At 68.2% G+C, this 13188-nt stretch carries 13 protein-coding genes; 4 read left to right on the forward strand and 9 right to left on the reverse strand.

Going from position 1 to position 13188, the window contains the following annotated elements; translation table 11 throughout:
• On the reverse strand, positions 1-779 hold a 779-nt coding region (gene htpX / locus JO059_RS10675), incomplete at its 3' end, for a zinc metalloprotease HtpX (protein ID WP_293316627.1).
• Positions 780-877: 98 nt separating this feature from the next.
• Positions 878-1885 carry a nonaprenyl/(2E,6E)-farnesyl/geranylgeranyl diphosphat synthase gene (gene grcC1, locus JO059_RS10680; protein ID WP_293316629.1) on the reverse strand — a complete coding sequence of 336 codons (1008 nt, stop codon included), beginning with the start codon at positions 1883-1885 and terminating at the stop codon, positions 878-880.
• Positions 1886-1920: 35 nt separating this feature from the next.
• Between grcC1 and menJ the strand changes: the two genes are divergently transcribed.
• The 3 genes from menJ to JO059_RS10695 all read left to right on the forward strand — a co-directional run bounded on the left by menJ (position 1921) and on the right by JO059_RS10695 (position 4342).
• Positions 1921-3144, forward strand: a complete 1224-nt coding sequence (gene menJ, locus JO059_RS10685) for a menaquinone reductase (protein ID WP_293316649.1) — start codon at positions 1921-1923, stop codon at positions 3142-3144.
• A gap of 158 nt (positions 3145-3302) precedes the next feature.
• Positions 3303-3989, forward strand: coding sequence for a class I SAM-dependent methyltransferase (locus tag JO059_RS10690; RefSeq protein ID WP_293316631.1), 687 nt, complete (start codon positions 3303-3305; stop codon positions 3987-3989).
• A gap of 17 nt (positions 3990-4006) precedes the next feature.
• Positions 4007-4342, forward strand: a complete 336-nt coding sequence (locus JO059_RS10695; RefSeq protein WP_293316633.1) for a DUF732 domain-containing protein — start codon at positions 4007-4009, stop codon at positions 4340-4342.
• Positions 4343-4413: 71 nt separating this feature from the next.
• On the opposite strand, the gene JO059_RS10700 is transcribed toward JO059_RS10695, so the two are convergent.
• A complete protein-coding gene (locus JO059_RS10700) occupies positions 4414-5106 on the reverse strand; it encodes a demethylmenaquinone methyltransferase (protein ID WP_293316635.1) in 693 nt (230 codons plus the stop codon).
• 104 nt (positions 5107-5210) lie between these two features.
• Between JO059_RS10700 and JO059_RS10705 the strand changes: the two genes are divergently transcribed.
• A complete protein-coding gene (locus JO059_RS10705; protein ID WP_293316637.1) occupies positions 5211-6035 on the forward strand; it encodes an SDR family oxidoreductase in 825 nt (274 codons plus the stop codon).
• 163 nt (positions 6036-6198) lie between these two features.
• Here JO059_RS10705 and JO059_RS10710 read toward each other — a convergent pair whose 3' ends face one another.
• From JO059_RS10710 to JO059_RS10735, 6 genes are all read right to left on the reverse strand, one after another.
• Positions 6199-7374 (reverse strand): glycosyltransferase family 1 protein, encoded by a 1176-nt coding sequence (locus tag JO059_RS10710; protein ID WP_293316639.1) that lies wholly within the window; start codon positions 7372-7374, stop codon positions 6199-6201.
• Between the two features lie 38 nt (positions 7375-7412).
• Positions 7413-7946, reverse strand: a complete 534-nt coding sequence (locus JO059_RS10715) for a DUF3592 domain-containing protein (RefSeq protein ID WP_293316641.1) — start codon at positions 7944-7946, stop codon at positions 7413-7415.
• A gap of 13 nt (positions 7947-7959) precedes the next feature.
• Entirely contained in the window at positions 7960-9597 is a 1638-nt protein-coding gene (menD, locus tag JO059_RS10720; protein ID WP_293316643.1) for a 2-succinyl-5-enolpyruvyl-6-hydroxy-3-cyclohexene-1-carboxylic-acid synthase, read from the reverse strand.
• Between the two features lie 68 nt (positions 9598-9665).
• A complete protein-coding gene (locus JO059_RS10725; RefSeq protein WP_293316645.1) occupies positions 9666-10463 on the reverse strand; it encodes an alpha/beta hydrolase in 798 nt (265 codons plus the stop codon).
• Positions 10460-11395, reverse strand: coding sequence for an o-succinylbenzoate synthase (locus tag JO059_RS10730; protein ID WP_293316651.1), 936 nt, complete (start codon positions 11393-11395; stop codon positions 10460-10462). Before JO059_RS10730 ends, JO059_RS10725 begins: the two co-directional genes overlap by 4 nt.
• A gap of 50 nt (positions 11396-11445) precedes the next feature.
• A complete protein-coding gene (locus JO059_RS10735) occupies positions 11446-13050 on the reverse strand; it encodes an amidohydrolase (RefSeq protein WP_293316647.1) in 1605 nt (534 codons plus the stop codon).
• Positions 13051-13188: the final 138 nt, after the last annotated feature.

Genomic DNA, 13188 nt, shown 5'->3' on the forward strand with positions numbered 1-13188 from the left:
CCCGCGCGGAACGGGTTGGCGATCATCAGGTGGGCCTGGCTGGCCAGCTGCGGTTCCGGCGGCAGCGGGGCCGCCTGTACCCCGCCAGAGATCTTGCGCAGGGCCGACGCCAAGCCCAGCGGGTCGCCGGTCAACACGGCGCCCGATTCGTCCGCCTGATACTCGCGCGACCGTGACACCGCCAGCTTGATCACCGTCGCCGCAATCGGACCGAGCAACGAAACCAGCAGCAGCGCAAAGGGATTGCCGCCGTCCCGGTTGCCGCCGAACATTCCGGCCCACATCGCCATGTTGGCGAGCGCGGTGATCACCGATGCCATCGCCCCGGCGATGCACGAGATCAAAATGTCGCGGTTGTAGACGTGTGAAAGCTCGTGGCCCAGCACGGCGCGCAGCTCACGTTCATTGAGAATGGTGAGGATGCCGGTGGTGCAGCACACCGCGGCGTTGCGGGGGTTGCGGCCCGTGGCGAACGCGTTGGGCGCGTCGGTGTCACTGATGAACAGCCTGGGCATCGGCTGGTGCGCGGCGGTAGCCAGCTCCCGCACGATCCGGTAGATCACCGGCGCCTGCACCTCGGAAACCGGCTGCGCATGCATCGCGCGCAGCGCCAGCTTGTCGCTGTTGAAGTAGACGTAGACGTTCATGCCGACGGCGAAGAGCACGGCAAGAAGCAGCGCCGTCCTGCCGAACAAAGCACCGATAAACACGATCAACGCGGACATACCGACCAACAGGGCGAAGCTCTTCAGCCTGTTGGCATGGGGATGCCAGGTCATCGGTGTCCTCCTCGGAGCATCAACTCACGCTGATTCAAGCTCATTCAACTCTGCTGCTCATTGAACGCCTGAAACCGCGGCCAAGGTTCCGCGACCCGCTAGCCGTGCCGGCTGACCGTGTATTCGACCAACGTCTCGAGCGCCCGCCGACCGGGGACATCGGGCAAAAGCGCCAGCTCCTGGCGCGCCTGCGCCGCGTACTCCGCCAGAAAGTGTTTGGCCTTGCGCATGCCGGGGGAGGCGCGCAACAGCTTCAAGGCCTCGGCCACCGCCTCGTCGTCTTCGACGGGTCCGGCCAGCAGCTCCCGCAGTCGCGCCGCGTCGGGCCCTGACTCCCGCAGCGCGTAGACCATCGGCAGGGTGCGCACCCCTTCGCGGATGTCGGTCCCCGGCAACTTGCCGGACTCCCGGGAGTCGCTGTCGATATCGATGATGTCGTCGGAGATCTGAAACGCGGTCCCGACGATGCCACCGAGGCGGCTCAGGCGCTCGACCTGATCCGCGTCGGCGCCCGAGAACATGGCGCCGAATCGGCCCGCCGCGGAGATCAGGCAGGCCGTCTTCTCGTACACCACCTTCAGGTAGTGCTCGACCGGCTCCGCGCCTTCGGTGGCGCCCCGGGTCTCGCGCATCTGGCCGGTCACCAGTTGGGCAAACGTCTCGGCGATGAGCCGGACCGCCTCCGGCCCCAGCCGCGACACCAGTCGCGATGCCGTCGCGAACAGGTAATCACCGGCCAGGATGGCGACGCTGTTGCCCCAGCGCACATTCGCGGTGGGCGTGCCGCGACGGACCTCGGCCTCGTCCATCACGTCATCGTGGTAGAGCGTGGCCAGGTGCACGAGTTCGATGACCGCGCCGGCAATTGTCACCTCTGCGGCGTCGCGATCGGGTCCGATCTGCGCCGACAACACGGTGAACAGCGGCCGAAACCGTTTGCCGCCGGCCTTGAACAGGTACGTCAGTGAGTCGGTCATCACCGCGTCGGCGTTGTGCAGCTCCGTGTCCATCAGCTGCTCGATCCGCGCGACACCGTCCCGCACGATCGCCGCGAACCCGGCGTCTGCGAAGTCGATGCCCGCCACCACCGTCGCCGGAGTACTCACCTGACCAACATACTGGGAGCGTGCACAGCCAAGCCCTGAAGGCCCAAGTGGTGGTCGTGGGCGCCGGACCCGCCGGTTCCGCGGCGGCAGCCTGGGCGGCCCGAGCGGGCAGCGACGTCCTGGTCATCGATTCCGCCAGCTTTCCCCGGGACAAGGCGTGCGGTGACGGATTGACGCCGCGTGCGGTGGCCGAACTTGAACGACTCGGGCTGGGCGACTGGCTCGATAGCCGAATCCGGCACCGGGGGCTGAGGATGAGCGGCTTCGGCGGCGAGGTGGAGGTGGCCTGGCCCGGCCCGTCGTTCCCGTCGACCAGCAGCGCGGTCGCCCGGCTCGAGTTGGACGACCGCATCCGCAAATGCGCCGAGGACTCCGGGGCTCGGATGTTGCTTGGAACGAAAGCCGTTGCCGTGCATCATGACTCGTCGAGACGGGTGACCTCTCTCACGTTGGCCGACGGGACCGAGGTGGCCTGCCGCCGGCTCATCGTCGCCGACGGGGCGCGCTCGTCGCTCGGCCGCAAGCTGGGTCGGCGCTGGCATCAGGAGACGGTGTACGGCGTCGCCGCCCGCGGATACTTGACCACTCCCCGCGGCGACGACCCCTGGTTGACGTCGCACCTGGAACTGCGTGGACCCGACGGCTCCAAGGACAAAGTGCTGCCGGGTTACGGCTGGATCTTCCCGCTGGGCGATGGCCAGGTGAACATCGGCGTGGGTGCGCTGTCGACATCGAAGCGGCCTGCGGACCTGTCTTTGCGGCCGCTGATCTCGTACTACACCGACCTGCGCCGGGACGAGTGGAGCTTCACCGGCGAGCCGCGGGCGGTGTCCTCCGCGCTGCTGCCGATGGGGGGCGCCGTTTCCGGGGTGGCCGGGCCCAACTGGATGCTGATTGGCGACGCCGCGGCCTGCGTCAACCCGCTGAACGGCGAAGGCATCGACTATGGGCTCGAGACGGGGCGCCTGGCCGCCGAGCTGCTGGACTGCCCCGACTTGTCGCAGGTGTGGCCGTCGGTGCTGCGCAACCACTACGGGCGGGGTTTTTCGGTCGCGCGCAGGCTGGCGCTGTTGCTGACCTTCCAGCGGTTCCTGCCCACCACGGGGCCCGTCGCGATGCGCTCGACAACGCTGATGACCATCGCAGTGCGGGTGATGGCCAACCTCGTCACCGATGAGGATGCCGACTGGGTGGCGCGCGCCTGGCGCGGCGGCGGCCGGTTGTCCCGGCTGATCGACCGCCGAACACCGTTTAGCTGAGCGGACTTTCCGGTCCGTCGTATCGAGCCCAAGCCGCGAGCGTGGGCTCTACGGACGAATACCAGTCGGTTCTCGTACATAGGGCCCACGTTCGGCGCACCGCGACGGACAGCGTCAACTTCATTGACATATATCAGGATGGTTGATATACACGACACATGACTCAACCAATTGATTTCGAGTTCGAAAACGCCTACCGCGGTGAATCGGCGATGCTCGGCGAGGGCGCCCGGCCGCCGTGGAGCATCGGTGCGCCGCAACCCGAGTTGGCCGCCCTTATCGAGCAGGGAAAATTCCACGGCGACGTCCTCGACGTGGGCTGTGGAGAAGCGGCGATCTCGTTTGCACTGGCCGAGCGGGGACACACCACGGTGGGGCTTGATCTGTCGCCCACCGCCATCGATCTCGCCCGGCGCGAGGCCCAGAAGCGCGGTCTGACCAACGTCACCTTCGAGGTGGCGGACATCTCCGATTTCAGCGGGTTCCCCCCGGGATCCGCCGGCCGGTTCGGCACCATCGTCGACAGCACCCTGTTCCACTCGATCCCGGTCGAGGCCCGCGAGGGCTACCAGCAGTCGATCAGCCGGGCCGCCGCGCCCGGCGCCTCCTATTTCGCCCTCGTTTTCGACAAGGCGGCCGTCCGAGAGGGCCCGATCAACGCGGTGACCGCCGATGAGCTGCGCGCGGCGGTGTCGAGATACTGGGTCGTTGACGAGATCAGGCCGGCGCGCCTCTACGCCAACTTGCCTCAGGGCTCCTTCGAGTGGCCATTCGTCGGTGTGCGCGACGAGCCGAACGGCCTGCAATCGGTCGGCGGTTGGCTGCTGTCTGCGCACCTGGGATAGGGCGTATAGTCCGGCTAATGAAGGGCTCGAGGCTGGCTACCGTTGGGGCGTTGGCCGGCGCTGCCATCGCATTGGCTGCGCCGGCACAGGCCGATGACTACGACTACACGTTCAAGCAAACCGTCAACCACTTCGGTGTTTACGGTCCGCAGGACCAACTCGCGTGGCTGGCCAAGATCAGCTGCGAACGAATCGGCAGGGGCGTCGACGGCGACCCATACAAGTCGGCCAATTTCATCCAACACAACCTGCCGCTCGGCACGACCGAAGGCCAGGCGTTCCAGTTCCTGGGAGCCGCGATCGACCACTACTGCCCCGACCAGGTCGGCTTCATTCAACGGGCCGGGCGCTAAGGAGCGGGCCATCAAATCCCTTGCCCGCCTTATGATCTGAGTCTGGAGCGCGCCGCGGGCTTTGGCCGTCGTCACCGAAGCGGCTTGTATCCGGCGTGCAAGGCCACGATTCCGCCGGTCAGATTCCGCCAGCGAACCGCCGACCACCCGGCCGCTGATATCTGGTGCGCCAGCGCGGCCTGCTCCGGCCACGCCCTGATCGACTCCGCCAGATAGACATACGCCTCCGGGTTGCTGGCCACCGCCCGCGCCACCCGCGGCAGCGCACGCATCAGGTACTCCTTGTAGACCGTCGCGAAAAGCGCATTGGTGGGGGTCGAGAATTCGCAGACCACCAGCCGGCCGCCGGCCCTGGTGACACGCAGCATTTCACGCAGGGCCACCTGCTGGTCGGCCACATTGCGCAACCCGAAACTGATGGTGACGGCGTCGAACACGCCGTCGGCGAACGGCAGCCTGGTGGCGTCGCCGGCGACCTTCGGCACGTTGCGCCCGGCGCCCGCCGCCAGCATCCCGACCGAGAAGTCGGCGGCCACACACCATGCCCCCGACTTGCTCAGTTCGACGGTCGATACCGCGGTTCCGGCCGCCAGGTCCAACACCCTTTGCCCCGGCCCCACTCCGAGCGCGGATCGGGTGGCTCGCCGCCAGTACCGGTCCTGACCCAGCGACAGCACCGTATTGGTCACGTCATACCGGCGGGCGACGCCATCGAACATCGAGGCGACGTCCCGGGGATCCTTGTCCAAGGCCGCGCGACTCACGACCAAAACGCTACAGCCCGGCGACGATGCACCCCGCGCAGCGGGGTGGCAATCTGATTCAGCCTGCCGGGAATGGGTCGCAGACGAATGCGTTGTAGCACTGCGTGAGCGAAAAAGTATGGTTTATCACCGGTACATCTCGAGGCTTCGGACGGGAATGGACTATCGCCGCGCTGGAGCGCGGTGACAAGGTCGCCGCGACGGCGCGCGACACGGCGACGCTGGACGATCTGGCGAAGCAATACGGCGACGCGCTGCTGCCGATCCGGTTGGACGTCACCGATCGCGAGGCGGACTTCGCAGCGGTCAAGCAGGCGCATGACCACTTCGGGCGCCTCGACATCGTGGTGAACAACGCAGGGTACGGACAGTTCGGGTTCATCGAGGAACTCTCCGAGCAAGACGCCCGCGACCAGATCGAGACCAACGTGTTCGGCGCACTGTGGGTCACCCAGGCCGCCTTGCCATTCCTGCGCGAGCAGCGCAGCGGCCACATCATCCAGGTCTCCTCGATCGGCGGGATCACGGCGTTCGCCGGGATCGGGGCCTACCACGCCTCGAAGTGGGCGCTGGAGGGCTTTTCCCAAGCGCTTGCCCAGGAGGTCGCGCCGTTCGGCGTGCACGTCACACTGATCGAACCGGGCGGCTTCGACACCGACTGGGCCGGCCCCTCTGCCAAACACGCCGCGCGCCTGCCCGCATACGAAGAGGCGCATGCCGCGATCGAGGCGGAGCGGCGTAAGCGGTGGGCCAGCCCGGGCAACCCGGAGGCGTCGGCGGCGGCGCTGCTCAAGGTCGTCAATGCCGAAAAGCCGCCGCTGCGTGTATTTTTCGGCTCCACGCCGCTGCAGACGGCCAGGGCCGACTACGAGGACCGGTTGCGCAACTGGGAGGAATGGCAACCCGTGGCCGAGCTCGCCCAGGGCTAGCGGTCGCGCAATTCTGTTCCGCCTCACCGATGTGGGGCATGAGCGTGAGCCCGTCAGCGTTCTTGTCGGCGTGCGCCTCCAGCACCACGTCGTAGAGCTGGTTCCAGAAGGTCATCTGGTTTTCCACGATGTGCAGGTCGGCCGTGACTTCGTTCTCCCAGGGTCAGGCGCGGATTTTGAGCGATTTTCGGGTATATCCCCAACGGTCGGCGGGTGACTCGGCGGGTGATCTAGCCGACAGCACCGCCTCGTAGTGACCGAGCAGTTGGTCGCAGATGACTGGCCAGCTGCGTCCCAGCACGCTGCGGCGGGCGGCCGGCGCGTAGCGGTGACGTTCGGCCAGCAAGTGCGCGACCGCAGACGGCAGGCGGCCCTCGAACTCGTTGACGGGCAACAGCAGTCCGGTGCGCCATGGGGTGATCAGGTCGCGAGGCCCACCCGCGTCGGGGGCGATCACCGGCAGCCCCGACGCGAGCGCTTCCTGCACCACTTGGCAAAACGTTTCATGCTCACCGGTATGGACGAACACGTCCATGCTGGCGTACGCCGCCGCGAGCTCCTCGCCATACAGTGCACCGGTGAAAACCGCTGTGGGCATTGCCGATTCCAGTTTGCGCTGATCGATACCGTCGCCGATGATGACGAGCTGCACGGCGTCGTTGGCGGCCAGCGAAATCAGGCGATCGACGTGTTTCTCCGGCGCAAGCCGGCCCACAAAGCCGACAATCGGCTTGCCGCCCGGCGACCATCGCCGCCTGAGTCCCTCGCTGCGCGCCGACGGCGCGAAGCGCAGCACATCTACACCCCGAGCCCAGTGGTGCACTCGGGGGAACCGTTGGGCGACAAGGGACTCCATGGTCACACTCGAAGGCGCCAGCGTGCGATCGGCGAGGTTGTGCAGGTGGCGGAACCACGCCCATGCGGCTCGCGTGGTCATCGGAATGCCGTAGCTCGCCGCGAAACCGGGGACGTCGGTTTGGTACACCGCAACCGTCGGCACCCCTAGCCAGCGAGCCGCTTTCACGCCGCCGTAGCCGAGCAATGCCGGCGACGCCAGATGCACCACATCGGGATCGAATCCCCGCAGCACGCTCACCATTCGGGGCATCGGCACACCGAGCGGAAGCGTGGTCACCTTCGGGAACATGCGCGACGGCACCCGATGTATCCGGATGCCGTCGTGAACACGGTCTGCGCGGGGTTGCCCCGGCGGATTGTCGGGTGCGATGACGAGGGCTTCGTGACCGGTACGACGCAGATGCTCCAGGACGCGCAGCACTGAATTGCTGACACCGTTGACATTGGGGAGGAAGGATTCGGCGACGATAGCAACGCGCACGAGATCACGATGTCAGCATCGGCTGTCGGAAAGGTTGCCTACGGGCATACGTCGTGCGAAATCTGCTGGTCGGACGCCTCTGCACGGCGATCCAGCCACTTGTCCAGCAGCGCAAGTCCTATCAGGGCGAGCGTCGCGACCAGCCAGCCCACCACGGCGATCGAGCCCGCCGGAATGATCGCCAACCCCGCGTTGCGGTGCTGCACGCGAACCAAATTCGGGTCGTTCTTGTTGTATTCGACGTAGATCCGCATGCCCGTGGCCAATTCGGACGGATACCACACCCCAAGCTCGGGACGGTAGGTGACGCGTTCGGGTGTGACGAATTCGATGGTCGAGCGCCGTGGTCCGGCGCTGAGCACCTCCGCCTGCGCCACGCCCATGTTGCGTTGAATCGCAAGGTCGTCGCGCCAGGCGCCCGCCACCAGCAGCACCGACTGCAGCGTGACCAAACCGGTCATGACCAGGACCGTGATTCGCGCCCAGCGCAACAAGCTCCTGAACCGGGTCTTGGGCGGTTCGTCGCTGCGCCCATGAATCAGGAACCGCAGCAATACCTTTGGTGACATCACGGCGTTCGACGTATCACAGAGCCGCCTTGATGGCAGCGTGCAGCCCTCGCAGCGAAGACCGATCCGCCTTGACCTCCAGCACCCGCATGCCCGGTCCTGATTCGTCGAGGGCCGTGTTCAGCTCGTCGACCTCGATCTGGCGGCTCTCGACGTGATAGGCCCGGCACAGCGCCCCGACGTCGACGTCGTGCGGTGTCCCGAAGATTCGCGAGGAGACGTCGGAGAACCGCGGGTCGCCCTGCTCGAGCAGCTCGAAGATGCCGCCGCCGTTGTCGTTCGACACCACGATGGTCAGCCGCTGCGGCGTGGGTTCGGTGGGCCCGATGAGCAGACCGGAGCTGTCGTGGACGAAGGTGAGGTCGCCGATCAGCGCGACGGTGCGTCCCTCGTGTGGCCCCTCATGTGCTAACGCCGCCCCGATAGCGGTGGACACGGTGCCGTCGATGCCCGCTACTCCGCGGTTCGAGCGGACCTTGATGCCGTGGGTGTCCAAGCCGACCAGCGCCGCGTCGCGCACCGGGTTCGACGCCCCGAGCACCAGCTGGTCTCCCGGCCGCAGCGCGTCGGCGACGGCCGCCGCGACATGCAGGCCGGTGGTGAGCGGGTGCGCCTTGAGTTGACCGCGCACCGCCTCGATCGCGTGCCGGTTCATCTGCGCGCAGCGGCGCAGCCACGCGGGGCTCGGCGTCCCGGTGGTGACCGCCCGCGTGCCGGTGGCCTGCGAGTTGCCCGAGACGTCCGGCCAGCGCGGCCCCGTCGTGAGCGCGTACACCGGCACGTGAGGGTCGGCCAGCAGCGCCGACACCGGCCGGTGCAGCGTCGGGCGGCCGAGCATGATCACCTGCTTGGGGCGCAGCAGCGGCAACGCAAGTGGGTGCAGCGGGTTGGCCGGCGCCGGGGCCGTCGGCTCGGCTACGGTGGGCAGCTCCGCCAGGTTGGGTTGCGCGCCGGCCCCGTGCCCGGCAATGACGACCGTGTCGGGCGACAGGTCGATATCCAGCGGCTGGTCGAACGTCACCGGCGGCGTATACGTCCACGGCCTTCCGTCGGGCCGACCCGCCGGTGTCGCGGTGGCGTGGGGTTCCCTATCCGGCACCAGGGGCTCGCGCAGCGGGATGTCGAAGTGCACGGGTCCGGCGTTGGCCGTGCGAGATCCCTTGGCCGCCACCAACACTCGGCAAGTCGCCGAGCGCCAGGTGGCGTTGAACGAAGGCATCCGCTCGGGCGCATCCTCGGCCAGTCCCAGGCTGATGGTGGCGCGCACCTGGGTGCCGAAGTAGCCCAGCTGCTCCATGGTCTGGTTGGCGCCGGTGCCCAGCAGCTCGTAGGGCCGGTTGGCCGACAGCACGATCAGCGGCACCCGGGCGTAATTGGCCTCCACCACCGCCGGCCCGAGGTTGGCCACCGCGGTGCCGGAGGTCATCGCGACGCACACCGGCGCGTCGGCACCGATCGACAGCCCGATCGCCAAGTAGCCGGCGGTGCGCTCGTCGATGCGAACGTGCAACCGGATCCGGCCGGACAGGTCGGCGTCCTGCAGCGCGAAGGCCAGCGGCGCGTTCCGCGACCCGGGGCACAACACCACGTCGCGGACGCCGCCGCGGATCAGCTCGTCGACGACCACGCGGGCCTGTGTCGTCGAGGGATTCACTCCTACAGGGTGTCACAAGCCGCTAACCGGGCGCCGAGCGTGGAGTTGTGGGGCTGGTTCGGCGTTATCTACCCAACAAGTCGACGTTGGGCGTCGAAGAATTGCAGCATAGCCGCGTTGACGGCCTGCGGCCGTTCGAAGAACCCCAGATGACCGGCGTCGGGGATCTGCAGGAAGCGGCCGTTGGGAATCGCGTCGGCGACCTCTCGTCCCAGGTAGGGCGGCGTCACGATGTCGTCGGAAAAACCGATGACCAGGACCGGGGCGGCGATGCTGCGGTATGCGGGTAGCCGATTGGTCTGTGGCGAGACGTCGAGCTGGCAGCGCAGCCCCGGCGTCTGCTTGATCGGCCAGGTGGAGAACATCGCGATCCAGTCGGCGACGGCCTCGTCGTCGTTGATCGTCTTGCGCGAGAAGCTCTCCAGCAAACGGGCTCTCGCGTCGTATGCGGGCGGGAGCTGGATCCCGGAGGCGTAGAGCTCGGATTCGGCCTCGTAAAAGAATTGACGGGCATAATCCAGCCGGCCACGAGTGGCCATCAGCACCGCGCTGGTTACCAGCTCCGGCCGCGACACCATGAGTTCGGCAGCGATGAACGAGCCCATGGAGACCCCGACGATTCGCGCCGGGGCCGCGCCCAGCGACTCGATCAGGTTGGCGGTGTCGGCGACCATCGTTTTCGTGGTGAATCCCTCGGCGTTCTCGGTGGCGCCCACCCCGCGGTTGTCGAAGGTGATGACCCGGTATCCGGCCGCCAAGAACGCGGGGACCTGATGCGGATGCCAGGTGCGCCCGGCGCCCCCGCGGCCGGCGATGAAGACAACGGCATCCCCGGAGCCCTGATCGTCGTAAGCCAGGTTGATCACCCGGACGACGGTACAAGCAGCGGATAACAGGCCTTGACTCGGTCGATCCACCATTGCCGCCGCTCGGGGGGCGCGCCGAGCGCCCTCAGCCGCGCCGGGTCGGGCGTCACCGGCCCGACCGGGAGGAAGCCGTCGTTCGTCTCCGCTGGATCCGCGGCGTCCGCCACGTCCTCGATGAACAGCCCGCCCGTGCCCAGCCCGCACGCATGGCAAAGCCGCGGCAGGGCCGCCGCGGCCGTCACCCCGGCGCCGATTCCCACCGCCGAATCGAGCGCGCTGGAGATCACGACCGGGATGTCGATGCGGTCGGCGATGTCCAGCAGTGCCGAGATCCCGCCCAGCGGGGCGACTTTCAGCACCGCGATGTCGGCGGCCCGGGCGCGGACCACCGCCAGCGGGTCGTCGGCCTTCCGGATGCTTTCGTCGGCCGCGATCGGCACATCAGGCATGTCCGGCCGCGCGCGCAGGGCAGCCAATTCGGCGACGGTGGCGCACGGCTGTTCGAGGTATTCGAGCGGGCCGTCGGCCGTCAGGGCGGCGGCGGCCCGGACCGCCTCCTCGACGCTCCAGCCGCCGTTGGCGTCCACCCGCACCGTTGCGATCAGTTCGCGGACCGCGTTGACGCGGTCGAGGTCGTCGACCAGCGTCTGCCCGGGTTCGGCGACCTTCACCTTGGCCGTGCGGGCGCCGGGAAACCGGGCCAGCACCTCGCCCACCTGGGCTGCCGGCACGGCCGGCACCGTGGCGTTGATCGGGACGCGATCGCGTCGCACCGGGGGCGGCGTCCCGTATGCGCCCTCGATGCCCGACGCCAACCACGCGGCCGCCTCGGGGGCCTCGTACTCCACGAACGCCCCGAACTCCCCCCAGCCGGACGGGCCCTCGATCAGCGCGACTTCGCGGGTGGTGATGCCGCGGAACCGCACGCGCATCGGCAGCGCCACCACGTGCAGGCGGTCCAACAGGTCGGACAGGGCCGGTTTCACCGCTGGTGGACCCGGCGGCCCGCCAGGAACGTCGCAGACACCTCGAGATCGGCGATCCGCTGTGGCGGCACGGCGCGCGGGTCGGCCGATAGCACTACCATGTCGGCGTACTTGCCGACCTCCAGCGAGCCGATCACGTCATCGGCGAACAGCTGCCAGGCGGCGTCGATCGTCTGGGCGCGGATCGCCTGCTCGACCGTCAACCGCTCCTCGGGCGCCAGCACCCGGCCGCTGGGCGCGGTGCGCGTTGCCGCGACGCTGATGTTGCGCAGCGGCTCCTCGGGAGTCACCGGTGGGTCGTTGTGCAACGAGATGCGCATGCCGGTCGCCACCGCGGAACCCGCCGGCATCCAACGGGATCCGCGCTCCGGCCCGAACAGTCCGTCGACGATGACGTCGCCCCAGTAGTGGATGTGGTCGACGAAGATGCTGCAGGTGACACCGAGCTCGGCGGCGCGCTGGAGTTGTTCGGGACGGATGGCGCCAACGTGCTCGAGCCGCAGCCGGTGGTCGTCGCGCGGGTCGCGCCGCAGCGCTTCCTCGTAGACGTCGAGGATGGTGTCGACGCCCGCGTCGCCCTGCACGTGGCAGGCCATCTGCCAGCCCCGCGGGAAGTACGCGCGGACGATTTCGGTCAGCTGCTCCTTCGTGTAGTTGGCGTGCCCGCAGGAACCCGGGGGCACGCCGTTGGCGCGGGTGGCCTCGGTGTCGAGGTACGGAAAGGACAGGTCGATGTTGCCCAGCCACGGCGAGCCGTCGACCCAGATCTTGATGCCGACCTGGCGCAGCATGTCGTCCCCTTGGCCCGGCGTGGCGTCGGTCGACATCCGCGAATTGGAGATCTCGTAGGTGCGCAGCCGCACCGTGAGCTCGCCGCGCAGCTGCTCGACCAACGGCCGAAACGCCGGGTCGAAGGCCATCTCCGAGCAGGTGGTCAGCCCGGCCCGGTTGAGCCGGACGCACTCGGCGCGCAGCATCGCCGGGTAATCCTCCGGGCGGATGACGCCGGCCAGCAGCGGAAAAACCGCGCCGGTCTCCTCGGCGGTGCCGTCGAGCTCACCGCGCGCGTCGCGGCCGTACTTGGCGCCCTTCGGGTCCGGGGTGTCGCGCCCGAGCCCCGCGCGCCGGGCGGCGTCCGAATTGAAAAAGGCCTTGTGCCCGGAGTTGTGGAAGATCACCAGCGGGCTGTCCGGCGCCATCTCGTCGAGCCAGCGCAGCGTCGGCTGCCGAAGGCCGTGCTGCAGCAACGGATCCCAGCCATACAGGTAGGCGCCGTCGGTTCCCCGCTTTGCGACCTCGCTAGCGACCGCCGCGACGACGTCGTCGGCGTCGCGCACCGTGACCGGCCGGATGTCGACGATCCGGTCCGATAGAGCCATCGCCTCCATCAACGGATGGCCATGCGCCTCAACGAATCCCGGCATGACGCAGCCGTCTGCGACGTCGACGGCTTGGGTGCCCGGGCCGATCAGGTCGACGACGTCGGCGCGGCTGCCGACGGCGACGATGCGGCCGCCGGCCACGGCGAGCGCCTCGGCCGTGGGCCGCGCGTCGTCGACGGTCAGCAGGGTTCCGGTGACGACGAGATCCGCATCGGCCATAGGCAGGGATGCTAGTGGTCGGAGGGCGCGGCCGACGCGAATTGCAACACGTTCTAGTCTTGCCGCATGAGTGACGATCTGCTGCGCAACCCGACCCACAACGGCCACCTGCTGGTGGGCGCCCTCAAGCGCCACAAG

It is taken from the genome of Mycobacterium sp. (assembly GCF_019247615.1).
Taxonomy (GTDB): domain Bacteria; phylum Actinomycetota; class Actinomycetes; order Mycobacteriales; family Mycobacteriaceae; genus Mycobacterium.

Excerpts from the sequence above, each read along its gene's own strand:
- JO059_RS10690 (WP_293316631.1), top strand. The coding sequence starts at position 3,303 with ATGACTCAACCAATTGATTTCGAGTTCGAAAACGCCTACCGCGGTGAA.
- JO059_RS10695 (WP_293316633.1), top strand. The coding sequence starts at position 4,007 with ATGAAGGGCTCGAGGCTGGCTACCGTTGGGGCGTTGGCCGGCGCTGCC.
- JO059_RS10730 (WP_293316651.1), bottom strand. The coding sequence starts at position 11,395 with ATGCGCGTGCGGTTCCGCGGCATCACCACCCGCGAAGTCGCGCTGATC.
- JO059_RS10735 (WP_293316647.1), bottom strand. The coding sequence starts at position 13,050 with ATGGCCGATGCGGATCTCGTCGTCACCGGAACCCTGCTGACCGTCGAC.